The sequence below is a fragment of the Pseudomonas sp. B28(2017) genome (assembly GCF_002113025.1).
Classification (GTDB): Bacteria; Pseudomonadota; Gammaproteobacteria; order Pseudomonadales; family Pseudomonadaceae; genus Aquipseudomonas.
Genome location: NZ_NEJH01000003.1, coordinates 181,391 through 207,390, shown reverse-complemented (window position 1 = coordinate 207,390; position 26,000 = coordinate 181,391). Strand labels below are relative to the sequence as shown.

Below are 26,000 nucleotides of genomic sequence, written 5' to 3'. Positions count from 1 at the left end.
CCACAGTTTTTTGTGTCATGCCATCTGACGGCGCGCTACAGATCAGACTCTTTCACTACCCGCACCTTCTCTGCATCCAGCGCATACGCCGCATCAGCCAGGTCATTGCTGACCTTCTCGATCTTCAGCGTGCCGGTGACCCACAACGGCGTGTAGATGTCGTTCAGCTTCAGGCCTTTGGGATAGCGCACCAGCACCAGTTGGTTGGGCGGCGGTGGTGGCACGTGGATGCAGGCGCCCGGGTATGGCACCAGGAAGAACAACGTACTGCGACCCTTGGCGTCGGACTCCAGCGGCACTGGATAACCGCCAATGCGGATGTTCTTGTCGTTCATCGACGCAACGGTCTTGGTCGAGTACATCACCGCCGGCAAGCCTTTGGCCTGTTTCATCCCACCCTTGTCGGTGAAAGTGCCATTGGCTTCAGGGGAGTTGTGGTCGATTTCAGGCATGGCCTCGAGGGCCTTCTGGTCCGACTTGGGCATCAATTCGAGCCAGTCGGTTTCCGGCAGTTCGCCGGCATGGGCAAGGCCCGAACCCAGTAAAACAAGAGTCAACAAAAGACGGCGCATGAAGGTGCTCGGTAAAGGGAAGAACAGGAAACGCCGAGCATTCTAGCCCTCCCGGCCGCTTTGGCGCAGAGGGCTTTGTCGCCTGGATCAGTTCTTTTTGATCAGCCCATAGATCACCAGCAGGATCACGGCGCCGACCAGTGCGCCAATAAAGCCTGCGCCTTGACCGGCCTGATAGATGCCCAGGACCTGGCCGCCGTAGGTGGCCGCCAGTGAACCACCGATACCGAGCAGGATCGTCATGATCCAGCCCATGCTGTCATCGCCCGGTTTCAGGAACCGCGCCAGCAGGCCGACGATCAAGCCGATAAAAATGGTTCCGATAATTCCCATGGCATTTCCCTCAATATGGAGTGGTTATGCCAAAGCCTAGACAGACTTTGGCATCCTGCCATGAGAGAGCGGTGCAACCGCAATGGTTCCACCGCTGCCACATGAAACTATTCGGCGATCAGTGCTTCAACCTTGAGAATCTGGGCCGTCAGCGTCTCGCGGTCTGCACAACGGAGGTTGGCATGACCGACCTTGCGGCCGACCTTGAACGCCTTGCCGTAGTGATGCAGATGGCAATCGGCGATGGCCAGGACTTTTTCGGTCTCCGGCACTTTACCGATGAAGTTGACCATCGCGCTTTCACCGACCTTGGCGGTCGAACCCAATGGCAGACCGGCGACGGCCCGCAGGTGGTTCTCGAACTGGCTGCACTCGGCGCCTTCGGTGGTCCAGTGCCCGGAGTTGTGCACGCGCGGGGCAATTTCGTTGGCCTTGAGGCCACCGTCGACTTCAAAGAACTCGAACGCCATCACACCGACGTAATCCAGCTGCTTGAGCACACGGCTGGAGTAGTCTTCGGCCAGGGCTTGCAACGGGTGATCGGTGCTGGCCACGGACAGCTTGAGGATGCCGCTGTCGTGGGTGTTGTGTACCAGCGGGTAGAAGCGGGTTTCACCGTCGCGGGCACGCACGGCGATCAGCGAGACTTCACCGGTGAATGGCACGAAGCCTTCCAGCAGACAGGCCACGCTGCCCAGCTCGGCAAAAGTGCCGACCACGTCTTCAGGCGTGCGCAGGACTTTCTGACCCTTGCCGTCGTAACCCAGGGTGCGGGTTTTCAGCACCGCCGGCAGACCGATGGAAGCCACGGCGGCATCCAGATCGGCCTGGGACTGAATGTCGGCGAACGCCGGGGTAGGAATCCCCAGGTCCTTGAACATGCTCTTCTCGAACCAGCGATCGCGGGCGATGCGCAGGGCCTCGGCGCTCGGGTAGACCGGGACGAACTGCGAGAGGAACGCGACGGTTTCCGCCGGGACGCTTTCGAACTCGAAAGTCACCAGATCGACTTCATCGGCCAGCTGGCGCAGGTGATCCTGATCGCCGTAATCGGCTCGCAGGTGTTCACCCAACGCGGCTGCGCAAGCATCCGGCGCCGGGTCCAGAAAAGCGAAGTTCATGCCCAGCGGAGTGCCCGCCAGCGCCAACATGCGACCGAGTTGGCCGCCACCGATTACACCGATCTTCATCGTCAACAACCTCAGGCGATGCGTGGGTCTGGATTTTCCAGGACGCTGTCTGTCTGCTCAGCACGGAAAGTTTTCAGCACCGCGTGGAACTGCGGGTGCTTGGCGCCAAGGATACTCGCCGACAGCAGCGCTGCGTTGATCGCGCCTGCCTTGCCGATGGCCAGGGTGGCGACCGGAATGCCCGCGGGCATCTGCACGATGGAGAGCAGCGAATCGACGCCCGAGAGCATCGCCGACTGCACCGGCACGCCCAGCACCGGCAGGTGGGTCTTGGCCGCACACATGCCAGGCAAGTGGGCCGCGCCACCGGCACCGGCAATGATCACCTCGATGCCACGCGCCTCGGCTTCCTCGGCGTACTGGAACAGCAAGTCCGGGGTGCGGTGGGCGGAGACCACTTTCACCTCGTAAGGGATGCCGAGCTTTTCCAGCATATCGGCGGTGTGGCTAAGGGTGGACCAATCGGACTTGGAGCCCATGATCACGCCAACCAGTGCACTCATCGTCGTGCCTCTTCTCTCTGGGCGCCCGCAGGCGCGTCAAAAAACAACAAGCCACGCAAAAAGCGTGGCTTGAATGTACGAATTATGGCCGGTCGTAACCGGCCGAAGGCCGCGCAGTATACCTCAATGAGGCAGATAAACAGCCCCCGTTGCGACCATCTGTCATCTGCCGCAAAAGCCCGGTTTTATTGACTCAAAGGTCAGCCTCAGGAGCCGGTTGCGCCCTGTGCCGCCCCACCTTCGAGCTTGCGCCACAATAACCGCACATTCGCCTTGCGCACCAAAGCGCAGCGATACAGACGAATCTCCAGCGGCACATGCCATTGCGGGCCGCCACAGACCACCAGTTCACCGCGCGCCAGTTCGGCGCGCACACTGAGTTGCGGCACCCAGGCAATGCCCAGGCCTTCCAGCGCCATGCTCTTGAGGCTGTCGGCCATGGCGGTTTCGTAGATGGTGGTGAAGCGCAGCGCCCGTTGACGCAGCAGCATGTTCACCGAACGGCCGAGGAACGCACCGGCGCTGTAGGCCAACAGCGGCACGCTGCCCTCGCCTTCCAGATCGAACAGCGGCTTGCCATCGGCATCCGCCGCACACACCGGCAGCATTTCGGTGTGTCCCAGGTGCAGTGACGGGAAGATCTCCGGGTCCATCTGCATCGCCGCATCCGGGTCGTAGAACGCCAGCATCAGATCGCAACCACCTTCACGCAGCGCATGCACCGCGTCGCCGACGTTGGTCGCCACCAGGCGCGTAGCGATGTTCAAGCCTTCGTTGCGCAGTTGAGCGATCCATCGCGGGAAAAACCCGAGTGCCAGTGAATGTGCGGCGGCGACTTGCATCACTTCACCCTGCCCGCCCTCCAGATGATGAAGATGACGCAACACTTCGCCCAGTTGTTCGACCACGGTGCGCGCGGTTACGAGGAACAATTGTCCCGCCGCTGTCAGTTCCACCGGTGTGCGCGAACGGTTGACCAGGGTCAGCCCCAGCGCGGCTTCAAGGCTTCGGATCCGCCGACTGAACGCGGGCTGCGTCACGAAACGCCGCTCGGCGGCCTGGGAGAAACTGCGGGTGGCGGCCAGGGCACTAAAGTCCTCCAGCCATTTGCTTTCCAGATTCATCACGTCCTCCCGGACACGCACCAATTTAGGTCACACGCTTGCCGCCAACACGGCGTCACACGGGCATTATGCCGAATATGCATAGGCTAGTGTTTAACAGCATTGGCCCAAAATTCTGCACAAGCCTAGCATTCACAGCGTTCCGGCACAGACCGGGTCCATATTGAGATGATTTCTATCATGTCCTCCGCTGCATCATTCCGCACAGAAAATGACCTGCTTGGCGCTCTCGAAGTACCGGCTCAAGCGTATTACGGTATCCAGACCCTGCGAGCGGTAAATAACTTCCGCCTTTCGGGCGTTCCGATTTCGCACTACCCGAAACTGGTTGTCGGTCTGGCCATGGTCAAACAGGCCGCCGCTGACGCCAACCGCGAGCTGGGTCACCTGAGCGAAGCCAAGCACGCCGCCATCAGCGAAGCCTGTGCACGTTTGATCCGCGGCGACTTCCACGAAGAGTTCGTGGTGGACATGATTCAAGGTGGCGCTGGCACTTCGACCAACATGAATGCCAACGAAGTGATCGCCAACATCGCGCTGGAGGCCATGGGTCACCAGAAAGGCGAGTACCAGTACCTGCACCCGAACGACGACGTGAACATGGCGCAGTCGACCAACGACGCCTACCCGACGGCGATCCGTCTGGGCCTGCTGCTCGGTCACGACGCTCTGCTCGCCAGCCTCGACAGCCTGATTCAGGCATTCGCAGCCAAGGGTGAAGAATTCAACCACGTCCTGAAGATGGGTCGTACCCAGCTGCAAGACGCCGTTCCGATGACCCTGGGTCAGGAATTCCGTGCGTTCGCCACCACCATGGGCGAAGACCTGGCACGTCTGAAGACGCTGGCCCCGGAAGTACTGACCGAAGTGAACCTGGGCGGCACCGCGATCGGCACCGGCATCAACGCCGACCCGCGCTATCAGGCCCTGGCCGTACAGCGTCTGGCCCTGATCAGCGGTCAACCGCTGGTTCCAGCCGCCGACCTGATCGAAGCCACCTCCGACATGGGCGCCTTCGTGCTGTTCTCCGGCATGCTCAAGCGCACCGCAGTCAAGCTGTCGAAGATCTGCAACGACCTGCGCCTGCTGTCCAGCGGCCCACGCACCGGCATCAACGAGATCAACCTGCCAGCGCGTCAGCCAGGCAGCTCGATCATGCCAGGCAAGGTCAACCCGGTGATCCCGGAAGCCGTGAACCAGGTGGCCTTCCAGGTCATTGGTAACGATCTGGCGCTGACCATGGCAGCCGAAGGCGGCCAACTGCAGCTGAACGTGATGGAGCCGCTGATCGCTTTCAAGATCCTCGACTCGATCCGCCTGCTGCAACGCGCCATGGACATGCTGCGCGAGCACTGCATCGTCGGCATCACCGCCAACGAAGCGCGCTGCCGTGAACTGGTCGAACACTCGATCGGCCTGGTCACCGCTCTGAACCCGTACATTGGCTACAAAAACGCCACCCGCATCGCCCGTATCGCGCTTGAAAGCGGCCGCGGCGTGCTGGAACTGGTGCGCGAAGAAGGTCTGCTCGACGAAGCCATGCTCGCCGACATCCTGCGCCCGGAAAACATGATTGCTCCGCGTCTGGTGCCTCTGAAGGCATAACCCGACGCGTTACCTGTAGCACCGCTCACCAGGTCGAGGGACTAGACACCTCTCACCTTTTGAGGGCTTGGAGATCAATCTCCAGGCCCTTTTTTTTAACCATTTGAACGGACAAACGTCTTCTGTGGGAGCGAGCCCACTCGCGATAAACGATGACACGGTGTAGCTGTAAAACCGTGGCGCCTGAATCGCGAGCAGGCTCGCACCCACAATAGCCTGACAGCAAAAATGTCAGGTATTTCAAAGGCTTCACCTCACCGAATGCACCACAACCGTGCAGACGGACGGCACTGTCATCGGTATAGTGCCGCCCCTCTTCGCGTGAGCGGTCGTCGGTAGCGAGGCCACAACCCATGCGAAACCCGAACTAATAACAAACCCGCAATATGAAACCGGGACGAACTTCGAACCGCCCATTGTGCCGCGCGCCTAGGGGTGTAACTCGATGTGTCTACCCGGCCAGCATTTGCCTACACAAAAAACAGCGAGGAATAATCCATGCTCGAAGTCATTAACGACTTCCTCTCAGGGAAAGTACTGATCGCGCTCATTGTCGGGCTCGGTAGCTACTTCACGATCCGCTCGCGTTTCGTTCAACTGCGTCACTTCTTCCACATGTTCGCGGTGTTCCGCGACAGCCTCAAAAGCAGCGCCGGGCAACTCAGTTCGTTCCAGGCCCTGATGCTCAGCCTCGCCGGCCGCGTCGGTGCGGGCAACATTGCCGGTGTCGGCATCGCCGTGACCCTCGGTGGGCCCGGGGCGGTGTTCTGGATGTGGGTGACTGCATTGGTCGGCATGTCCAGCAGCTTCTTCGAGTGTTCCCTCGGCCAGCTTTACAAACGCACCGATTCGGACGGCACGTTCCGCGGCGGCCCGTCCTACTACATCCAGCACGGCCTGCAAAAACGCTGGTTGGGGATGATCATGGCATTCTTGCTGCTGATCACCTTCGGCTTCGCGTTCAACGGCCTGCAATCCCACGCCGTAACGCACTCGCTGAACAACGCGTTCGGTCTGGACACGACCTACACCGGCATCGGCCTGGCCGTACTGCTGGGCCTGGTGTTCATCGGCGGGATCAAGCGCATCGCCAAGGTCGCTGACCTGTTGGTACCCGTGAAAACCCTGGTGTACATCGGCGTGACCATCTATGTGATCGTGCTGCAGTTCGACCAGGTGCCGGGCATGCTGATGACCATCGTCAAGAGTGCCTTCGGCCTCGACCAGGCTTTCGGCGGGCTGATCGGCAGCGCGATTATCATGGGCGTCAAGCGTGGCGTGTTCGCCAACGAAGCGGGCCTTGGCAGTGCGCCGAACGTGGCGGCGGTTGCGTCGGTCGAGCACCCGGTGGCACAAGGTGTGGTGCAGGCGTTCAGCGTGTTCCTCGATACCTTCGTGATCTGCACCTGCACCGCACTGCTGATCCTGCTCTCGGGCTTCTACACCCCGGGCTTCGAAGGCGACGGCATTGCCCTGACCCAGAACTCGCTGGCCGCCGTGGTCGGTGACTGGGGCCGGATGTTCATCTCCGTGGCCCTGGCGTTGTTCGTGTTCACTTCGATCCTCTACAACTACTACCTGGGCGAGAGCAACCTGCGCTTTTTGATTGGTGAAAACAGCAAGGCGCTGATGGGCTATCGCGCACTGGTACTGGTCCTGATTTTCTGGGGCGCCATCGAAAACCTCGGCACGGTGTTCGCCTTCGCCGACATCACCATGACCATGCTCGCGTTCGTCAACCTGATCGCGCTGTTCCTGCTGTTCAAGGTCGGCATGCGCATCCTGCGTGACTACGATGACCAGCGCGCTGCTGGCATCACCACACCGGTATTCGATTCGAGCAAATTCCCGGATCTGGATCTGGACCTGAAAGCCTGGCCGGCGAACCCGCCAGCCGCCGCCACCAAGGCTGAAGCTGAGCCGCAAGGCGTACCCGCAGCGCAACGCTGATCGGTTAAAGTGCACCTTCCCTTGTGGGAGCGAGCCTGCTCGCTCCCACAAGGGAAGTCATTGTTCTCGGAGAGTCTCCATGAATTCCTCGACTTACCCTGCCGCCCAGCACGTCATGGTGCTCTATACCGGCGGCACCATCGGCATGCAGGCCAGCGCCCATGGCCTGGCCCCGGCATCCGGTTTCGAAGCGCGGATGCGAGAGTATCTGCACAGCCAACCCGAGCTGGTGGTGCCACAGTGGCGCTTTCGCGAGATGTCGCCGCTGATCGACAGCGCCAACATGACCCCGACGTACTGGCAGCAGTTGCGTGAAGCGGTGGTCGATGCGGTGGATGTTCAGGGCTGCGACAGCGTGTTGATCCTGCATGGCACCGACACTCTGGCCTACAGTGCGGCCGCCATGAGCTTCCAACTGCTCGGCCTGCATGCCCGCGTGTGCTTCACCGGTTCCATGCTGCCGGCCGGCGTCACCGACAGCGACGCCTGGGAAAACCTCGGCGGTGCGCTGGTTGCACTGGGTCATGGCCTCGCGCCGGGCGTGCACCTGTACTTCCATGGCGAACTGCTGGACCCGACCCGTTGCGCCAAGGTACGCAGTTTTGGCCGTCATCCGTTCAAGCGACTGGAACGTCAGGGCGGCGGCGTGAAAGTGCCTTCGCTACCAACACCGTTGAATTACAACCACCCCAGACAATTGGCGAACGTCGCGGTGCTGCCACTGTTTCCCGGCATTAGCGCCGAGGTGCTGGATGGCTTGCTCGACAGCGGCATTCAGGGCCTGGTGCTGGAGTGCTACGGCAGCGGTACCGGTCCGAGCGACAACCCAGGGTTTCTCGCCAGCCTTGGCCGTGCACGGGACAAGGGCGTGGTGGTGGTCGCAGTCACGCAATGCCACGAAGGTGGCGTCAAGCTTGATGTCTACGAGGCAGGCAGCCGGTTGCGTGGCGTTGGCGTGCTATCCGGTGGCGGCATGACCCGTGAGGCAGCGTTTGGCAAGTTGCATGGTTTGCTGGGAGCCGGGCTCGAAACTGCCGAGATTCGCCGTCTCGTTGAACTCGACCTCTGCGGCGAATTGAGCTGACACAGTACCAATCCTTGTAGGAGCGTCGACCGGCTGCTCCTACAGTTTCCAACGCTCGGCATATAACTTGCTGTGTTCCAGCTATCCCAAGGCTGGAAGCCGCCATGCTCCATTCCCACCTCACCACCCTCAACGCCGTCTCCCTGGTGCTCAACGCCTTCAAGGCCGACGGCTTGTCCAGTGAGGCACTGCTGGCCGGAAGCGGCATCAGTGCGGCGGATCTGAACCGCGCCGACACACGCATCACCACCAATCAGGAAATGCAGGTCTGTGCCAACGCCGTCGCCCTCAAGCGTGACATCGGCCTGGAACTGGGCCGGCGGATGCACGTTTCCTGCTACGGCATACTCGGTTACGCCCTGCTCACCAGTGCCACCTTCGGTGACGCTTTGCGTCTGGCAATGCGCTATCCGGCGCTGCTGGGAACACTTTTCGAACTGAGCCTTGAAGACGATGGCGAGCGCATCTGGTTCGCGGCCGCCGATTACCGCGAGAGCCCGGCCATGGCGGTGTTCAACGCCGAATTCTGCCTGGTGTCGCTGAAAGTCACCTGCGACGACCTGCTAGGCCATCCTCTGCCCTTGCTCGGCGCACGCTTTGAACATGCCGCGCCCGACTACGAGCCAAGCTACGCCGAACACTTCGATTGCCCTTTGCACTTTGGCGCGCGCAACAATGCCTTCGCCTTTGACAAGCGCTGGCTCGACCAGCCGTTGCCGCTGGCCGATGTGATCACCCATCAAGCCATGGCCGAACGCTGCCGCAAACAGAACATCGAGTTCACCGGGCGCCAGGCCTGGCTCGGGCGGATTCGCCAATTGCTCAGCGCGCAATTGAATGCGGCGCCAGGGCTGGAGGGCCTGGCCGAGCAGATGAATTGCTCGGCGCGGACCTTGCGCCGGCATCTCAAGGACATGGGTTGCAGCTATCAGGAGTTGCTCGACGAACTGCGCTTTGAGCAGGCCAAGCAAATGCTTTGCGAGGATCAACTGCCGATCTATCAAATCGCCGAGGCCCTGGGCTTCAGCGAGACCGCCAGTTTTCGCCATGCCTTTGTGCGCTGGAGCGGTGTAGCGCCGAGTCAGTTCAGGCCGCACTGACACCCCCTGTGCTCCAAGCCCAAGGTCAGTGCGCCATCGCGCCATCAAGGGGCGAATTTCGGTCAAATGTTTTGGCCATATCGATCCCCTTTTGGCCTTTCCTGCCGTTCTCCTAAACCCTGCGCGCCGCAAGACTGTGTTCAACCGAATCAGCCTGCGGAGAACAAGAAATGCTGACGATCTACTCGGATGATCACCACCTGCACCACGGCCGTTGTGAATTGATCGATGGTCAACTCAAGCCCTGCTTCGAGATGCCATCGCGTGCAGACCACGTGCTGCAACGGGTAAAAAACCAGGACCTGGGGCCCGTCGAAGCACCGAAGGATTTCGGCCTGGAGCCGATTGCGCGCATCCATAGTCGCGACTACCTCGAGTTCTTCAAGGGTGCCTGGGCACGCTGGATCGAATTCAACACCGACGGTGACCTGCTGCCCTACACCTGGCCCGCTCGTACCCTGCGCCAAATCAAGCCCACCAGCCTGCATGGCGAACTCGGTTACTACAGCTTCGATGGGGGCGCCCCGATCACCGCTGGCACCTGGCAGGCGGCGTACAGCGCAGCGCAAGTGGCGCTGACCGCCCAGGCGGAAATCCAGCGCGGCGCCCGCAGTGCCTTCGCCCTGTGCCGTCCACCGGGACACCACGCCGCCAGCGATTTGATGGGCGGCTATTGCTACCTCAACAACGCCGCCATCGCAGCGCAAGCATTCCTCGATCAGGGCCATAAAAAGGTCGCGATCCTCGACGTCGATTACCACCACGGCAACGGCACCCAGTCGATTTTCTACGAGCGCAGCGATGTGCTGTTCACCTCGATCCACGGTCACCCGGAAGCCGAGTTTCCGTTCTTCCTCGGCTATGAAGACGAGCTGGGCGAAGGTGCCGGTGAAGGCTTCAACTTCAACTATCCGCTGGCCGCAGGCTCGGGCTGGGACACCTGGAGTGCGGCGCTGGAGCAAGCCTGCAAAGAGATCGACAACTACGGTGCCGACATCATCGTCGTGTCCCTGGGCGTCGACACCTTCAAGGACGATCCGATCTCGCAATTCAAGCTCGACAGCCCGGATTACCTGGCCATGGGCAAGCGCATTGCAGGCCTCGGCAGACCAACGCTGTTCGTGATGGAAGGCGGTTATGCGGTGGAAGAAATCGGCATCAACGCCGTGAACGTACTCGAAGGCTTTGAAAGCGCTCAGTGAGGAAAACAACAATGAACAGACTCAAGCGCTTTATCGCTCCCGCGCTGTGCGCCACGCTGCTCGGTGGTGCCGTGCACGCAGAAGAACGCACGCTGCGCGTCTACAACTGGTTCGACTACATCACTCCCAAGGCCCTGGAAGATTTCAAGGCGCAGAACGCCCAGACCAAACTGGTCTACGACATCTTCGATACCAACGAAGCCCTTGAAGCCAAGCTGCTGACCGGCAACTCCGGCTACGACGTGGTGGTGCCGTCCAACGTGTTCCTCGCCAAGCAGATCGAAGCCGGCGTGTTCCAGCCACTGGATCGCAGCAAGTTGCCGAACTGGAACCACCTCGATCCCAAGCTGATGAAGCTGATCGAGGCCAACGACCCGGGCAACAAATTCGCCGTGCCCTACATGTACGGCACCATCCTGATCGGCTTCAACCCAGCCAAGGTCAAGGCTGTACTCGGCGACAACGCCCCGGTGGACAGCTGGGACCTGATCTTCAAGGAAGAGAACATCAGCAAGCTCAAACAGTGCGGCGTCGCCCTGCTCGACTCGCCGTCGGAGATCCTGCCGCTGGCCCTGCAACACCTGGGCCTTGACCCCAACAGCAAAAAGCCTGCGGACTACGACAAGGCTGAAGCGCTGTTGATGAAGATCCGCCCGTACATCACCTACTTCCACTCTTCCAAGTACATGGCCGATATCGCCAACGGTGACATCTGCGTGGCGGTCGGTTACTCCGGCAGCTTTTCCCAGGCCGCCAACCGCGCCAAGGAAGCCAAGAACGGCGTGGTCGTCGACATGCGCCTGCCCAAGGAAGGCGCGCCGATCTGGTTCGACATGCTCGCTATCCCCAAAGGCGCGAAGAACCCGGAGGACGCCTACACCTTCATCAACTACTTGCTGCAACCCCAGGTGATCGCACCGGTCAGCGACTTCGTCGGTTACCCGAACCCGAACAAGGACGCCACGGAACTGGTCGATCCGGCAATCCGCAATAACCCGAACCTGTACCCAACCGAAACGGCGATGGGCACGCTCTACACCCTGCAACCGCTGCCGCGCGATGCCGAACGTGCGCGGACCCGGGCCTGGACCAAGATCAAGTCCGGAACCTGACAACCGCCTCGTTCCCGTCGTCATCGAGACCTGCGTTTGCGCAGGTCTTTTTTGCCCGCGCTTCAGCCAGCACGCCACACCGCCCGCAACCGTTGCAATGCCGCCTCGATCGCCTTTTCGGGCACCGCGGCAAAACCCAGCACCAGACCGGCGCGTTGATCCATCGGGGTTGCGGACTCCGGCAACCAGTAACTGCTCAAGCCGTTGACCTCGACATCGACACTGCCCGCCAACTCAATCAACTCACGTTCACGTGCCACGCTGTCGACCAGTACTGTCATGTGCAACCCCGCGGCAACAGTGGGCAACTTGCCGATGCCTGGAATATCCGCAGGCCAACCATTGAGCAATGCATTGCGCCGACTCAGTGCCGCACGCCGCATACGCCTGATGTGCCGCTGAAAATGCCCGGCCGCCATGAACTCGGCCATTACCGCCTGAGTACTCACTTCCGAATGCCGCACATCCACCGCTCTGCGCTGCGCGAACACGTTTACAAGCGCTGGCGGCAGCACCAGATAACCCAGGCGCAATGCTGGAAAGGCGACTTTGCCGAACGTGCCGACATACAACACCCGCCCGTGACGATCGAGCGCAGCCAAAGGTGCCAGTGGCGCGCCGCTGTATCGGTACTCGCCATCATAGTCATCCTCGACGATCCAGCCTTGGGTGCGCTCGGCCCAGGCCAGCAATTCCAGGCGTCGCGCCAGGCTCATGACCACGCCGGTGGGGTACTGATGTGACGGTGTGACATAGGTCAGCCGACAATCATCGAGCCCTGCAAGTTCGCTGCAATTGATGCCCTCGCTGTCCACTGACACCCCGTGCAGTCGCGCCCCCGCCACGGCGAACGCATGCCCTGCCGCCCGATACCCCGGGTTCTCAATCGCCACACCGTCGCCCGGCTCCACCAGCAGCTGTGCACAAAGGCTGATTCCCTGCTGCGCGCCACTGGTGATCACAATTTGTTCAGCCGTGCACTGCATACCCCGCGAACTGCGTAGATACGCCGCAATCATCCCCCGCAAGCGCGCATCGCCTGCCGGGTCGCCGTAGCACAACTGCTGGAAATCCGGTTTACGCCAGAAAGCCGCATTCAGCTTGGCCCAGACCTCGAACGGAAACAGATCGAACGCCGGAACACCGACCCGAAAAGCCCTGGGCGGACCACTGGGCGGCATGGGTAAATGGTTCTTTTCAACGCGGGTCAAGGCGTCCCTGTGGGTAACTTTGCTGGATGAATCCACAGACAAATCAAGCCAATCTGTGGATAAAGCTGTGGGTAAGCCTGTTGAAAACCCTGTGGATACTTTTGTGGATAGTTTTTTGGCCGGCAAGGTTGCCTGGGGTAATTGCGCGACGTAAGTCCCGTCGCCTACCCGCCCCTCGATAAACCCTTCTGCGTAAAGCTGATCGTAGGCACGCACTACACTGTTGCGGGAAATCGCCAGCGCAGCAGCCAGATCCCGACTGGCCGGCAGACGCGTGCCGCTGGCCAGTCGCCCGTCGAGCACCCGCATCCGCAATGCCTGATAGAGCTGCAGACTCAGCCCCTGACGACGATCAAGCTCGATACCCGCCGGGTTGAAGGTCAAGGACAGTGGTTCGCTAGTCATCAAAATGGACCTATGAAATTGGTCATTAATGGCTCTTACAACAGACCAATAGCCTGCCTAGGATGCAGACATTCGCCAAGGAAAATATCTCCATGTACACGCCACGCGCTTTTGCCATCGACGAGTTGTCCCAACTGCATGAACTGATCCTCGCCACCCGTCTCGCCATATTGGTGACTCACGGTGAAAGCGGTCTGCAAGCCAGCCATGTACCGGTACTGCTGCATTGCGAACAAGGCTCGAACGGCACGTTGTACGGGCATCTGGCCAAAGCCAATCCACAGTGGAAAGACCTGCGCGACGGCGCCGAAGCCCTGCTGATTTTTGCCGGTGCCGACGCCTACGTCAGCCCCGGCTTCTACCCGAGCAAGGCCGAACACGGCAAAGTCGTGCCAACCTGGAACTACGTCGCCGTACACGCCTATGGCCGAGCCGAAACCTTCAGCGATGGCGGGCGGCTGCTCGACATCGTCAGCACCCTTACCGATCGTCATGAAGCTGGCCGCGCCCAACCGTGGTCAGTGGCCGATGCCCCCGCCGATTACATCGACGGCATGCTCAAGGCCATCGTCGGTTTCGCCATTCCCATCGACCGTCTGGAAGGCAAGCGCAAGCTCAGCCAGAACCGCAGCCCCGCCGACATCGCCGGCGTGCGCAAAGGCCTGGCCGCCAGCCCCGACGTCAACGACCAAACCCTCGCCCAATTGATGCGCTAAGGAAGTCACCATGAGTCAAATCGACATTCGCCAGGTCACCGCCGACGATCACGCGGCCTGGTTACCACTGTGGCAAGCCTACCTGCGCTTCTACAAAACCGAACTGTCGGATGCCGTTACCCAAAGCACCTGGCAGCGCATGCTCGAACCGAACGAACCGACCCACGCTGCCCTCGCCTGGGCCGATGGCAAAGCGGTGGGCATGGTGCATTTCATCTACCATCGTTCGAACTGGGCCATCGAAAACTCCTGCTACCTGCAAGACTTGCTGGTGGTCCCGGAAACCCGTGGCACCGGCGTCGGCCGCCAGTTGATCGAGTTCGTCTACACCACAGCCAAGGCCGACGGCTGCAACAAGGTCCACTGGCTGACCCACGAAACCAACGCCACCGCGATCCAGCTCTACGAGCGCATCGCCGAACGACCTGGTTTCATCCAGTTTCGCAAAGCCATCTAGGGGGCGTTCTCAATTAGTTTCCCCGGCGCGGCGGGGAAACTAATTGAGAACACCCCCCTAGGTTCAAGGAGAACAGCATGTCGATTTCACTCGCCGACTGGAAAGGCGTCCCGGCCCCCACGACTCAACTGATCGAAGGGCGTTACATCCGCCTGGAAAAACTCGACCCGGCGCGCCACGGCGACGAGCTGTTCAAAGCCCTGCAAGGCCCCGGCGCCGACCCGAAACTCTGGGACTATCTGCCTTACGGTCCCTTCCCGGAGCGCAGCGTCTTCAACGACTGGCTGGACAACCACGCGACCAGCAGCGACCCGTATTTCTTCAGCGTGATCGACCGCGCCAGCGGCGAGGTCCAGGGCATTCTCAGCCTGATGTCCATCGTCCCGGCCCAGGGCCGCATCGAAATCGGCCACGTCACCTTCGGCGCCCCGATGCAGCGCTCGCCGAAAAGCACCGAGGCGGTTTACCTGCTGGCCAGGGAATCCTTTGCCCTGGGCTACCGTCGCCTGGAATGGAAGTGCAACAACGCCAACGCCCGATCCAAATACGCGGCTGAGCGGCTGGGCTTCAGTTTTGAAGGGGTGTTCCGCCAGCACATGGTGGTCAAGGGGCAAAATCGGGATACGGCGTGGTATTCGATTCTGGACTCGGAATGGCCGGCGATTGCGGCGGGGTTTGAGCGCTGGTTGAGCGATGAAAACCAGAGTGATTCGGGACAGGTAAAAACGCTTTCCGAGTGCCGCGGCTAATCAATTGAGGATCAGCAACACCTGATCTCTGTAGGAGCCGGCAAGCCGGCGCCTACAAATGATCGGTGCTGATTCAGCTGATATCACGTCGAACGCGTACCACCCCCATCTTCAATCCAAACGGGCGGAATACTGCATTAAGTGACTTCAGCGTCTGATTTCCTTCCCCATGCTCGATATGCACCAAAGTGCGAACCGAGATTTTGCACATCTTGGCAAATTGAGTCTGATGCAGGCCGGTCACTTCCACTCGCAAGCGCCGGACGGCTTCACCTATTTCAATCGAACCTTGGGTGAGTCCTTCTTGAATGTTTTCTATGAGCACCGTGCGCTCGGCAACGGTCATGCTCATTTCAGATCCCACTCTTTCAAACGTTGCTCCAGATCTTTCAATGCAATGCGCGGGTGATTCATCGTCGTGGCGGGCAATCCACTGGCGGTCAAAATATCGGGAAGTGCCACCAAACGTTGTGCATCCTCCCGCAAGCGCTCGAAAGAGTCTGGTGCGTCAGCCAACGCTGCCAATGGATCTTCCGGATCAGCGATATTCGCCAATGCTCGACAGACTCCGCGCCAATCGACATCGCCTGCCCTCTCCAACTCTTTTGGCCACTTGGTCGTGCGGGTCACACCTTCGTCATCCATCACCATTGGCGCCAAATCATAAATCGGCGCCAAACGAAACGAATCCATATCCCGGATAATTGCGGTGTTGCGGCCATGGTTATCCGAGTTACCGAGAATTTTGTTGAGCAGATCCCGACGCAGATAATCGGCAACAAGATCCGGAATCCGATCCGCCTGCCCCACTTCGCGCCAGAGCCCGGCAAGCATGCGGATAACCTCCATGTGGTTCATCGCACTTCCAGGCTTGGTGACATTCGCCAGCGAATAAATCGACTCTACCGCCAAACGCTCTACACCCTGGACTATTACCTGACGATCAAAACGCTGCATCCACAAGCTGGGTTTGCTCGCTTCCTCTAACGCCAATCCTTCCTCTGCGACTGTTTCGATACCCAGCGCCTGGAGAGCTTTGTAGTAGTGGTATTCGCTTCGCAGGATATCTTGATCAGTCTGGTTACCTTTATTGCGGGCAAACTTCACAAACCAATGCTGGGTGACATCCCGGTCTTCCAGCACTGCGTCCGGATACAGGAGGCCGGTCTTGTTTTCGGCCAACAAAAGCTTCGGTGCCTCACCTCCGGCGCCTGTCGCACCGCCAATCGCAGCGCCCAGCTCATAGGCGTATTCGAGAAAACGGTTGTCTCGACTGATGACATCCTGACGCTCAAACCCAATAGGCTCACGCTCATCAACCGCCTCGGCAGATTCTTTGATTCGCATGTTGCCGATAGGTGCCGGTGTATTCCTGCCCAACAGGTAAAGGTCGGCACTGATGTCAGCGGGTTTGTCTTGCCCTATGCGTGCGAGAAGAAATCGTTTTGCAGCCCCGGCAGGTGCAATGTCATGCACGAATGCTGGCGCGTTGGATCGCCGACCTTCCCAATCCAATGGGAATCTTGCACTCACAGCCTTGGAGAACGGGGATCCGATGGCTTCATGGTTATCGACGAGATAACCCGTTTCGTAACCAAAATTGCACCGGCTTTCGAAACCCTTTTCAGGGTTATCAAAGCTCAAGACCATAGCGTCGGACCATTCACCCGCCGTAAAAGTCTGCAATGTCAGGCTGTACATGCTTTTCCACCTGCATTTAAATGCACTTTTTGAAGAGCTTCACCAAGTATAAGCGCAATATAATGCATCCTAGGCGAATCAATAGCATTGGCATACGCAATAAAATGCATATGAAAGGTAATCCTCTGCCGTCAAACTGCAAAATAATGCAGTTTTAGCAGTGACGCCTAGGTACTGTCGGGAAGACATCAGAAAAAATGCGCGCGCCCAGGAAAGGAGTTGCAGGCATAAAAAAAGGGGAGCACATGCCCCCCCGAGGTTTAAAGCGTTGAATCGAGGCCGTTAACTCAGCCTTCGATCTCGATCAGGATTTCGCCCGGGTTCACCCGGTCGCCCTTGGCCACGTGAATGGCGGTGACTTTGCCGGCGATGGCAGCCTGGACTTCGGTTTCCATCTTCATCGCTTCGGTGATCAGCACGGCCTGGCCTGCCTTGACGGTGTCACCCTCCTTGACCAGCACATCGACGATGTTACCCGGCATGGTGGTGCTGACATGGCCCGGCGCGCTGGCCTGCTTGCGCTTGCTGCTGCCGCCGCTGACGAACTCGTTGAGCGGCTCGAACACCACTTCTTCCGGCATGCCGTCGATGGACAGGTAGAAGTGACGCTTGCCTTCGGCCTTGACGCCAACACCGGTGATGTCGACGCGGTAGGTTTCACCGTGAACGTCGATGACGAACTCGGTCGGCACACCTTCACCGCCCGCCGAGGCCACCTTTCCGGCCTCCGGAATCGGCAACAGCACTTCCGGAGTCAGGGTTCCAGCCGCACGCTCTTCGAGGAACTTGCGGCCGATGTCCGGGAACATGGCGTAGGTCAGCACGTCTTCTTCAGACTTGGCCAGTGCACCGATATCGGCGCGCAGCTTGGCCATTTCCGGCTTGAGCAGATCAGCCGGGCGAACGTCGATCACTTCTTCGCTGCCGATGGCCTGGCGACGCAGTTGTTCGTTCACGGTGCCCGGCGCCTTGCCGTAGCCACCTTGCAGGTAGAGCTTCACTTCGTTGGTGATGGTCTTGTAGCGCTCGCCGGCCAGCACGTTGAAGAACGCCTGGGTGCCGACAATCTGCGAAGTCGGGGTCACCAGCGGCGGGAAGCCGAGGTCTTCACGCACACGCGGGATTTCCGCCAGCACTTCGCTCATGCGGTTCAGGGCGCCCTGCTCTTTCAACTGGTTGGCCAGGTTGGAAATCATCCCGCCCGGCACCTGATTGACTTGAACACGGGTGTCGACCGACGTGAATTCGCTTTCAAACTGGTGGTACTTCTTGCGCACGGCGTAGAAGTACAGACCGATCTCTTGCAGCAGCTCCAGGTTCAGGCCGGTGTCGAACTCGCTGCCCTTGAGGGCCGCGACCATCGACTCGGTACCTGGATGGCTGGTACCCCAGGCGAAGCTGGAGATCGCGGTGTCGATATGGTCGGCACCGTTTTCGATGGCCTTCATCTGGCACATCGCAGCCAGGCCAGCGGTGTCGTGCGAGTGAATGAACACGGGCAGCGACTGCTCGGCTTTCAGTGCCTTGACCAGTTCGCCTGTGGCGTACGGGGTCAGCAGGCCGGCCATGTCCTTGATCGCCACCGAGTCGCAACCCATGGCTTCCATTTGCTTGGCCTGGTTCACGAAAGCCTCGATGGTGTGCACCGGGCTGGTGGTGTAGGCGATGGTGCCCTGGGCGTGTTTGCCGGCGGCTTTCACCGCTTCGATGGCCACGCGCAGGTTACGCACGTCGTTCATGGCGTCGAAGATACGGAACACGTCGATACCGTTGACCGCAGCCTTGGCAACGAAAGCTTTGACCACGTCGTCGCTGTAGTGGCGGTAGCCCAACAGGTTCTGGCCACGCAGAAGCATTTGCAGACGGGTGTTCGGCAGCGCAGCGCGCAGTTGACGCAGACGCTCCCACGGATCTTCCTTCAGGAAGCGTACGCAGGCGTCGAAGGTCGCGCCGCCCCAGCACTCCAGCGACCAGTAGCCGACTTTGTCGAGTTTGTCGCAGATCGGCAGCATGTCTTCGGTGCGCATGCGGGTCGCGAGCAGCGATTGGTGGGCGTCGCGCAGGATTGTGTCGGTAACGTGGATTTGCTTGCTCATTGTTCTATTCCTCACAGGCCTGCGTGGGCGGCGATGGCGGCGGCGATGGCCAGGGCCAGCTCTTCGGGTTTGCGCTTGATCGAGTAGTTGGTCAGTTCAGGGTGGCTTTCAACGAAGCTGGTGTTGAACTGGCCGCTACGGAATTCCGGATTGCGGAGGATTTCCTGGTAATACGCGGCGGTGGTCTTGACCCCTTGCAAACGCATGTCGTCGAGGGCGCGCAAGCCACGGTCCATCGCTTCCTCCCAGGTCAGCGCCCACACCACCAGTTTCAGGCACATGGAATCGTAGAACGGTGGAATGGTGTAACCGGTGTAGATCGCCGTGTCGGTACGCACGCCAGGACCGCCGGGGGCGTAGTAACGGGTGATCTTTCCGAAGCTAGGCAGGAAGTTGTTTTTCGGGTCTTCGGCGTTGATCCGGAACTGCAACGCGAAACCACGGTGATGAATATCTTCCTGCTTTACCGAAAGCGGCAGGCCGGAGGCGATGCGGATCTGCTCACGGACAATGTCGATGCCGGTGATTTCTTCGGTGATGGTGTGTTCCACCTGCACCCGGGTGTTCATCTCCATGAAGTACACCTCGCCCTCGGCGAGCAGGAACTCCACGGTACCGGCGTTCTCATAACCCACGGCCTTGGCCGCACGCACCGACAGGTCGCCGATATAGGCACGCTGTTCCGGGGTCAGTTGCGGGCTCGGGGCGATCTCGATCAGCTTCTGGTTGCGGCGCTGGATCGAACAGTCACGCTCGAACAGGTGCACCACGTTGCCGAAGCTGTCGCCAAGAATCTGCGCTTCGATGTGTTTCGGATTGACGATGCATTTTTCCAGGAACACTTCCGCCGAACCAAATGCCTTGGTGGCTTCAGAAATCACTCGCGGGAACGCTTGTTCAAGCTCTTCGCGGCTGTTGCAGCGACGAATGCCGCGGCCACCACCACCGGAGGTGGCCTTGAGCATCACCGGGTAACCGATACGATCGCCTTCGGTGAGGGCCTCTTCGATGCCCGAGACGTTGCCTTCGGTGCCTGGAGTCACCGGCACGCCCGCCTTGATCATGCTGCGGCGTGCTTCGGTCTTGTCGCCCATGCGGCGAATGACTTCAGCCGATGGACCGATGAATTTGATCCCGCGCTCGGCGCAGATCTCCGCCAGTTCGGCGTTTTCCGAAAGGAAACCGTAACCGGGGTGCAATGCATCGCAACCGGTTTCCACGGCCAGGTTCACCAGCTTACGCGGGTTCAGGTAACCGGCCAGCGGCTCGGCACCAATGCTGTGGGCCTCGTCCGCACGCTTCACATGCAAGGCATGGCGGTCGGCATCGGAATAGATCGCGACCGAGCGAATGCCCATTTCGGCGCAGGCACGCACGATTCGTACGGCAATCTCACCACGGTTGGCGATCAGGATCTTTGTTATCACTTGGAAATTCCCTTGAGCCGGTGGTACCCACGACCTGCTAGACCAGGTCGACGCGTGACCAAATGTTTCAATTTGGTCGCAGGTCCACACTAGCGCCCACAAGGGATTAACAAAAATGAATAATTATTGGGTCGCGCATAAGTAAAGACTTATAGTTGATTCTCCAGCCAGCGACGAGAGTGACTAGATAATGCGTAAGTCATTGATGCGCATGACTTTGCGGCAATTGCAGATCTTCAACGAGGTCTGTGATTTGCGGTCGTACAGTCGCGCGGCCGAGGAAATGTCGCTCACACAACCTGCCGTCAGCCTGCAGATTCGTCAACTTGAAGAGCTGATTGGCCAGCCTTTGTTCGATTACGTCGGCAAAAAACTCTACATGACCGAAGCGGCTGAAGCGTTACAGCGGGCCAGCCGGGATATTTTCGGACGCCTGGAAAACCTCGACATGCAGCTGTCCGACATGCAGGGCTCGCTGCAGGGGCAACTGAAACTGGCGGTGGAATCCAGCGCCAAGTATTTCGTACCGCACTTGTTTGCCGCCTTTAAACGCCAGCACCCGGAGGTGAACCTGCAACTGACGGTGGTCAATCGCGGCCAGGTCATTCGGCGCTTGTCGGACAACCGTGACGACCTGGTGATCATGTCCATGGTGCCCCAGGACATGGGCCTGGAATTCCTGCCATTCCTGAACAACCCGATCGTCGCCGTGGCGCCACCAGATCACCCGCTGTGTCATATGGGGCCGCTGCGCTTGCAGGATCTCGAGCCCTACACACTGCTGCTGCGTGAGCCTGGGTCCGGGACGCGGCTTGCGTGCGAAGAATACTTCAAAGAGAAACGTGTGCACTTCAACCAGACTCAGGAAGTCTCGTCTGCCGAAGCCCAGCGTGAATGTGTACTGGCAGGCCTGGGCGTTGCGCTGTTGACGCGCCACGCCCTGAACCTTGAGCTGGCAACCGGTGGGCTGATCGAGCTACCCGTCGAAGAGCTGCCACTGTTTCGCAGTTGGTGCCTGGTGCAGGCCAAGGCGAAACGCCTGTCACCGGTGGCTCACGCCTTCCTGGCGTTTATCCGTAGCGAACGGCTTCAAATCAGCGCGCTGGTTGAGCGTTTCGACGGGAAGTCGAGGCAGATGCCTGCCAGAAGTTGAGTTCCAACTCCGGAAAATCGCCAATTTCGGCCAGAAGCTGACGGCGTTCGTAGCGATCTTCAATGGCGCGACGGAATTCCATGCGGCGCTGATCTTCTTGCTGACGACGGGTTTTGACAGCGCTGTTGCGTTCTTCGTAAGGCATGGCCATTTCGAGTCTCCCAAGGCGAGTACGGGAGTTTCAGGATAGGCACCGGGGATGACGGTTTGGCGGCTCGATGGTTACAGACCGATGAAGATGGGTTGGGCACCGCTGCACCTGTGGCGGTCTTCAGATCAGTCGTCCAGCGCTTTCACCGACTTGGGCGACAACCGCAAGCTGCGCAGGCTGCGCTTGACGCTCTTGAGGTGGTTGACCAGGCTCGGGCCACGCGCCATGGCCACGCCCATCGCCAGCACGTCGATCACCACCAGGTGGGCGATACGCGACGTCAGCGGCGTATAGATTTCAGTGTCTTCATGCACATCGATCGCCAGATTGACCGTGGACAGCTCGGCCAATGGTGTCTGGCTCGGGCACAAGGTGATCAGCGAAGCACCGCTTTCACGCACCAGATTGGCGGTGATCAGCAGATCCTTGGAGCGCCCGGACTGGGAAATGCAGATCGCCACGTCGGTTGGCTTGAGCGTCACGGCCGACATCGCCTGCATGTGCGGGTCGGAATACGCCGCTGCCGTCAGCAGCAAGCGGAAGAACTTGTGCTGGGCGTCCGCCGCGACCGCACCCGAGGCGCCGAAGCCGTAGAACTCGACGCGCTGGGCCTGGGACATGAGCGTCACGGCCCTCTGCAATTCCAGCGGATCGAGTTTCTCGCGAACCTCCATCAGCGTATGCAGGGTGGTGTCGAAGATTTTCAGGCTGTAGTCGGCGACCGAATCATCTTCATGGATCGCAAACTGACCGAAGCTCGCACCTGCCGCCAGGCTCTGGGCCAACTTCAGCTTCAGGTCCTGAAAGCCGGAACAACCGATGGCACGGCAAAAACGCACGATGGTCGGCTCACTGATACCCACGCTGTGGGCCAGGTCGGCCATGGAGCTGTGCATCACGGCCGCAGGATCAAGCAGCACGTGGTCGGCGACCTTGAGCTCCGACTTGCGTAACAGGTGGCGAGACTGGGCGATGTGTTGCAGCAGATTCAAAGGGCTGGACTCTTTGTTATTGGCAGGTGCCGGGGATGTAGCACGCTTGTAGTTATACTACATGAATTGGCTTTTTGCCTGCTCAATACGTTACCGAATCCCTCGATTTCAGGTGCCCGCGCTTCATGTAGCACTCTGGCGCCTGTCCAGGTGCAGCGGGTGCACGTTTTAAAGGACAAAAGCGCCTTGCATATCCTCGTCAGCTTGCGGCTTGCGCGTGCAGCAAACCGGCCAACGTCTCAGCCTCGACCGGGCGGCTGATCAAGTAGCCCTGTACTTCATCGCAGCGCTCGGCCTTCAGGAACTCAAGCTGCTCTCCCCGTTCCACCCCCTCCGCCACGACCTTCAGCGACAGGCCGTGAGCCATGGCAATGATGGCCCGGGTAATCGCCGCGTCTTCGCTGCTCTCACCCAAGCCACGGATAAACGCCTGATCAATCTTCACGTAATCCACCGGGATCCGCTTGAGATAGCTCAGGGATGAGTAACCGGTGCCAAAATCGTCAATGGCCAGCTTCACCCCAAGATCCCGCAACTGCTGGAACGTCGCGATGATGTGTTCGACGCTGTCCAGCAACTGGCTTTCGGTGAGTTCCAGTTCCAGATAGTGCGGTGCCAGCCCGGTTTCCTCCAGGACCTGTCGCACCAGGCTGACCAGCTTGCCCTGGCGCAATTGATGCACCGACAGATTGACCGACACCCGGATCGGCTCAAGCCCCTGCCGTTGCCACTCACAGGCTTGCCAGCAGGCCTGACGCAACACGAACTCACCGATCGGGCCGATCAATCCGGTTTCTTCAGCCAGACCGATGAAGTCCCCCGGCGGCACGCGCCCCATGGTTGGATGATCCCAGCGCACCAAGGCTTCGGCGGCATTCAACTTGCCCGTGGCAAGGCACAGCTTGGGTTGGTAAAACACCTTCAGCTGTTGCTCTTCGACGGCCCTGCGCAAATGGTTTTCCAGCTGCAATCGCTCCAGCGTGCTGGCTTGCAGGCTATCGGTGTAGAACTGGAAATTATTACCACCCAGGTGTTTGGCGTGCTGCATGGCCATGTTCGACTGACTGACCAATGCAGATATTTCCCGGGCGCTGTCCGGCAACAAGCTGATACCCATCGACGCGCTGACCACCAGTTCATGCCCCTCAATGGTCAACGGCAAACGCAACTTGCTCGCCAGACGAGTTGCCACCCGGGCAAGGCTCGAAAGGTTGCCGTAGGAGTTGAACAGCACGGCAAATTCGTCACCGGACAGGCGCGCGATGGTGTCTGCCTCAGGCAATGCATTCACCAGTCGCCGGGCCATTTTCTGCAATAACTGGTCGGCGACTTCATGCCCCAGGCTGTCGTTGAGTTGCTTGAACCGATCGAGATTGATGTGCAGCAACGCCAGGCTGCGATAACCGCCCTGTCTCACTCGCTGGTGAGCCTCGCTGAGTCGCTCGCGGAACATCGAGCGGTTGGCCAGACCGGTAAGTTCGTCGTAATGGGTCAGATAGCGCATTCGCTCTTCGGATTCCCGGCGGGCGGAGAGATCAGCGAAGAAGCCCACAATATGGCTGACATTTCCCCGGGTATCGCGTACAGCATTCAGTTGCAGCCATTGCGGGTACATCTCGCCGTTCTTGCGGGTTTCCACCAATTCGCCCTGCCAGCTGCCTTGCTGTTCCAGCGCCTGATGTATTGCGGCGTAATGCCGACGCGCATCGCGACTGCATGGCAACTCAACGACATTGCGACCGATCATGTCCTCGATGTCATAGCCGGTCACTCGACTGAAGGCTTGATTGATCGCGATCAGGGCGTAGTCCGGATCGAAAATCACGATCCCTTCGCTGGCCGCTTCGAACACGGTCGCCGCCAGTTGCCGCTGCTCTTCCAGGCCTTTGCTGACGCTGATGTCGCGGCGAGTGCCGACCATGCGAATCACCCGGCCGTTCTCGGCACGTTCGACCGCCCGCCCACGGTCCTCGATCCAGACCCAGTGGCCGTCGCCATGTCGTACGCGATACTCGATTTGGTAGTCCTCGGTGCGGCCCTTCATATGCTCGACCAGCGCCCTTTTCAGCGCAGGAAGATCTTCGGGATGAAGGCGCGGCTTGAGGTGCCGCAGTAATGCCGTGACCTGTTCCGGCTCCAGGCCAAACAATTCCTGAATCTGCGTGTGATGGACTTCGTCGGTTTGCAGGTTCCAGTCCCACAACCCCAATTCGCTGGCCTTCAATGCCAACGCCAGACGCGCCTCACTCTTGCTCAGCGCCTGGTTGGCGGCGTCCAGTTCCAGGCTGCGCTGAGCGACACGGTTTTCCAGGTCGATCTGAATCTCCCGCAACTCGTCCTCGGCGCGTCGGCGCTGTTCTATTTCCCTGGCCAGCTTCTGATTGAGCTGATCACTGCAATTTTGCGCCTGCTGCAGATGCTCGATCAGTGCCTGATTCTGAAAGCGTCGCATCAAGCCGCGATCGATCAATCGATTGACCTGCCAGGCAACCACGCTCAATGCACCGAGTAGAATCAGCCCGAACCAGCCCCAACCTTGCTGCTGTTCGTCCCCCCCAAAAAACATATAGGCGATGGCCGGCAGCAGGCAGGGCAAGGTGAACGACAGAAAAGCCGGCAAACTGACCGCGTAAGCCACGCTGGCCGAGAGCGCTGCGGCACCGATAAGGCCGAAGACCCAGGCTTGCTGAATGAAGTTATCAGCGGGAGCCAAGGCAATGCCGGCACCGGCCAGGGTCAGACCGGTGAGGCCCGAGCCCAGCCAAAACATCCGTCGCCAAATGGGATGGGCCTGACGATTGGGAATTGCCGAATCGAAGGCTGCGACCTGAATCACCCGCAATGCCACCAGAGACAACAACCACACCAGCCAGACACTGACCAGGAAGTAGCGCTGCGGACTCCAGAGCAAACCGGCGCAGACCAGGCCATTGATCAGCATGAACAACGTGGGCAGCAGCGAGCCCTGATACAACAGGCGCGTGCGTTCGACCGCCATTTCCAAGGCGTACTGTTTACGGATCTCCCGGGGTTCCACGATGGGGCCCGACAGGTCGAAGCTGAGGGTCATAGGCGATGTTCTTGTTCTTATAATGATGAGCATGAGCCCGAAACTGCTCGGAGCATACACAAGCAATTGCCCGGACCAAACTGCTGCTGATCAATAA

General features: G+C 59.7%; 23 protein-coding genes. 10 read left to right on the top strand and 13 right to left on the bottom strand.

Going from position 1 to position 26,000, the window contains the following annotated elements:
• Positions 1–35: 35 nt before the first annotated feature.
• The 5 genes from CAF65_RS10190 to CAF65_RS10170 form a co-directional block, all read right to left on the bottom strand.
• Positions 36–572, bottom strand: coding sequence for a DUF3299 domain-containing protein (locus CAF65_RS10190; protein WP_085716179.1), 537 nt, complete (start codon positions 570–572; stop codon positions 36–38).
• 87 nt (positions 573–659) lie between these two features.
• Complete coding sequence (locus tag CAF65_RS10185) at positions 660–905, bottom strand: GlsB/YeaQ/YmgE family stress response membrane protein (protein WP_085716178.1); 246 nt, start codon at positions 903–905, stop codon at positions 660–662.
• 107 nt (positions 906–1,012) lie between these two features.
• A complete protein-coding gene (locus CAF65_RS10180) occupies positions 1,013–2,095 on the bottom strand; it encodes a 5-(carboxyamino)imidazole ribonucleotide synthase (RefSeq protein WP_085716177.1) in 1,083 nt (360 codons plus the stop codon).
• Between the two features lie 11 nt (positions 2,096–2,106).
• Positions 2,107–2,598: a 5-(carboxyamino)imidazole ribonucleotide mutase gene (gene purE / locus CAF65_RS10175; RefSeq protein WP_007971731.1), complete on the bottom strand. Its 492-nt coding sequence runs from the start codon at positions 2,596–2,598 to the stop codon at positions 2,107–2,109.
• Positions 2,599–2,804: 206 nt separating this feature from the next.
• Positions 2,805–3,722 (bottom strand): LysR substrate-binding domain-containing protein, encoded by a 918-nt coding sequence (locus tag CAF65_RS10170; protein ID WP_085716176.1) that lies wholly within the window; start codon positions 3,720–3,722, stop codon positions 2,805–2,807.
• A 180-nt stretch (positions 3,723–3,902) separates the two neighbouring features.
• On the opposite strand from CAF65_RS10170, the gene aspA reads away from it, so the two are divergent.
• The 6 genes from aspA (at position 3,903) to CAF65_RS10140 (ending at position 11,775) form a co-directional block, all read left to right on the top strand.
• Positions 3,903–5,327, top strand: coding sequence for an aspartate ammonia-lyase (gene aspA, locus CAF65_RS10165; RefSeq protein WP_085716175.1), 1,425 nt, complete (start codon positions 3,903–3,905; stop codon positions 5,325–5,327).
• A 498-nt stretch (positions 5,328–5,825) separates the two neighbouring features.
• Positions 5,826–7,277: a sodium:alanine symporter family protein gene (locus CAF65_RS10160; protein ID WP_085716174.1), complete on the top strand. Its 1,452-nt coding sequence runs from the start codon at positions 5,826–5,828 to the stop codon at positions 7,275–7,277.
• 79 nt (positions 7,278–7,356) lie between these two features.
• A complete protein-coding gene (locus CAF65_RS10155) occupies positions 7,357–8,361 on the top strand; it encodes an asparaginase (protein ID WP_085716173.1) in 1,005 nt (334 codons plus the stop codon).
• Between the two features lie 104 nt (positions 8,362–8,465).
• Complete coding sequence (locus CAF65_RS10150) at positions 8,466–9,461, top strand: AraC family transcriptional regulator (RefSeq protein ID WP_085716172.1); 996 nt, start codon at positions 8,466–8,468, stop codon at positions 9,459–9,461.
• Positions 9,462–9,631: 170 nt separating this feature from the next.
• Positions 9,632–10,663, top strand: a complete 1,032-nt coding sequence (locus tag CAF65_RS10145) for a histone deacetylase family protein (RefSeq protein WP_085716171.1) — start codon at positions 9,632–9,634, stop codon at positions 10,661–10,663.
• An 11-nt stretch (positions 10,664–10,674) separates the two neighbouring features.
• Entirely contained in the window at positions 10,675–11,775 is a 1,101-nt protein-coding gene (locus CAF65_RS10140) for a polyamine ABC transporter substrate-binding protein (RefSeq protein ID WP_085716170.1), read from the top strand.
• 62 nt (positions 11,776–11,837) lie between these two features.
• On the opposite strand, the gene CAF65_RS10135 is transcribed toward CAF65_RS10140, so the two are convergent.
• Positions 11,838–13,391 (bottom strand): PLP-dependent aminotransferase family protein, encoded by a 1,554-nt coding sequence (locus CAF65_RS10135; protein WP_085716169.1) that lies wholly within the window; start codon positions 13,389–13,391, stop codon positions 11,838–11,840.
• A 92-nt stretch (positions 13,392–13,483) separates the two neighbouring features.
• Between CAF65_RS10135 and CAF65_RS10130 the strand changes: the two genes are divergently transcribed.
• The 3 genes from CAF65_RS10130 to CAF65_RS10120 all read left to right on the top strand — a co-directional run bounded on the left by CAF65_RS10130 (position 13,484) and on the right by CAF65_RS10120 (position 15,313).
• Positions 13,484–14,107: an FMN-binding negative transcriptional regulator gene (locus tag CAF65_RS10130; protein ID WP_057712705.1), complete on the top strand. Its 624-nt coding sequence runs from the start codon at positions 13,484–13,486 to the stop codon at positions 14,105–14,107.
• 10 nt (positions 14,108–14,117) lie between these two features.
• Positions 14,118–14,564: a GNAT family N-acetyltransferase gene (locus tag CAF65_RS10125; RefSeq protein ID WP_085716168.1), complete on the top strand. Its 447-nt coding sequence runs from the start codon at positions 14,118–14,120 to the stop codon at positions 14,562–14,564.
• Positions 14,565–14,641: 77 nt separating this feature from the next.
• Positions 14,642–15,313, top strand: a complete 672-nt coding sequence (locus CAF65_RS10120; protein WP_085716167.1) for a GNAT family N-acetyltransferase — start codon at positions 14,642–14,644, stop codon at positions 15,311–15,313.
• A 73-nt stretch (positions 15,314–15,386) separates the two neighbouring features.
• Here the strand turns inward: CAF65_RS10120 and CAF65_RS10115 are convergent, their stop codons facing one another.
• The 4 genes from CAF65_RS10115 to CAF65_RS10100 all read right to left on the bottom strand — a co-directional run bounded on the left by CAF65_RS10115 (position 15,387) and on the right by CAF65_RS10100 (position 20,537).
• A complete protein-coding gene (locus CAF65_RS10115) occupies positions 15,387–15,665 on the bottom strand; it encodes a helix-turn-helix domain-containing protein (RefSeq protein WP_085716166.1) in 279 nt (92 codons plus the stop codon).
• A complete protein-coding gene (locus CAF65_RS10110; protein ID WP_085716165.1) occupies positions 15,662–17,014 on the bottom strand; it encodes a HipA domain-containing protein in 1,353 nt (450 codons plus the stop codon). Before CAF65_RS10110 ends, CAF65_RS10115 begins: the two co-directional genes overlap by 4 nt.
• Before the next feature lie 287 nt (positions 17,015–17,301).
• Entirely contained in the window at positions 17,302–19,110 is a 1,809-nt protein-coding gene (gene oadA, locus CAF65_RS10105) for a sodium-extruding oxaloacetate decarboxylase subunit alpha (protein WP_085716164.1), read from the bottom strand.
• 11 nt (positions 19,111–19,121) lie between these two features.
• The gene (locus CAF65_RS10100; protein ID WP_060540229.1) at positions 19,122–20,537 is read right to left on the bottom strand and encodes an acetyl-CoA carboxylase biotin carboxylase subunit; all 1,416 of its coding nucleotides are present in this window, start codon (positions 20,535–20,537) and stop codon (positions 19,122–19,124) included.
• A gap of 190 nt (positions 20,538–20,727) precedes the next feature.
• Between CAF65_RS10100 and CAF65_RS10095 the strand changes: the two genes are divergently transcribed.
• Positions 20,728–21,690 carry a LysR family transcriptional regulator gene (locus CAF65_RS10095; protein ID WP_085716163.1) on the top strand — a complete coding sequence of 321 codons (963 nt, stop codon included), beginning with the start codon at positions 20,728–20,730 and terminating at the stop codon, positions 21,688–21,690.
• Here the strand turns inward: CAF65_RS10095 and CAF65_RS10090 are convergent.
• From CAF65_RS10090 to CAF65_RS10080, 3 genes are all read right to left on the bottom strand, one after another.
• Complete coding sequence (locus CAF65_RS10090) at positions 21,632–21,841, bottom strand: PA3496 family putative envelope integrity protein (protein WP_085716162.1); 210 nt, start codon at positions 21,839–21,841, stop codon at positions 21,632–21,634. The genes CAF65_RS10095 and CAF65_RS10090 overlap by 59 nt on opposite strands.
• A gap of 125 nt (positions 21,842–21,966) precedes the next feature.
• The gene (hexR, locus tag CAF65_RS10085) at positions 21,967–22,833 is read right to left on the bottom strand and encodes a transcriptional regulator HexR (RefSeq protein WP_007954250.1); all 867 of its coding nucleotides are present in this window, start codon (positions 22,831–22,833) and stop codon (positions 21,967–21,969) included.
• A 199-nt stretch (positions 22,834–23,032) separates the two neighbouring features.
• On the bottom strand, positions 23,033–25,903 hold the full coding sequence (locus CAF65_RS10080) for a bifunctional diguanylate cyclase/phosphodiesterase (protein WP_085716161.1): 2,871 nt from the start codon (positions 25,901–25,903) through the stop codon (positions 23,033–23,035).
• Between the last annotated feature and the right edge of the window lie 97 nt (positions 25,904–26,000).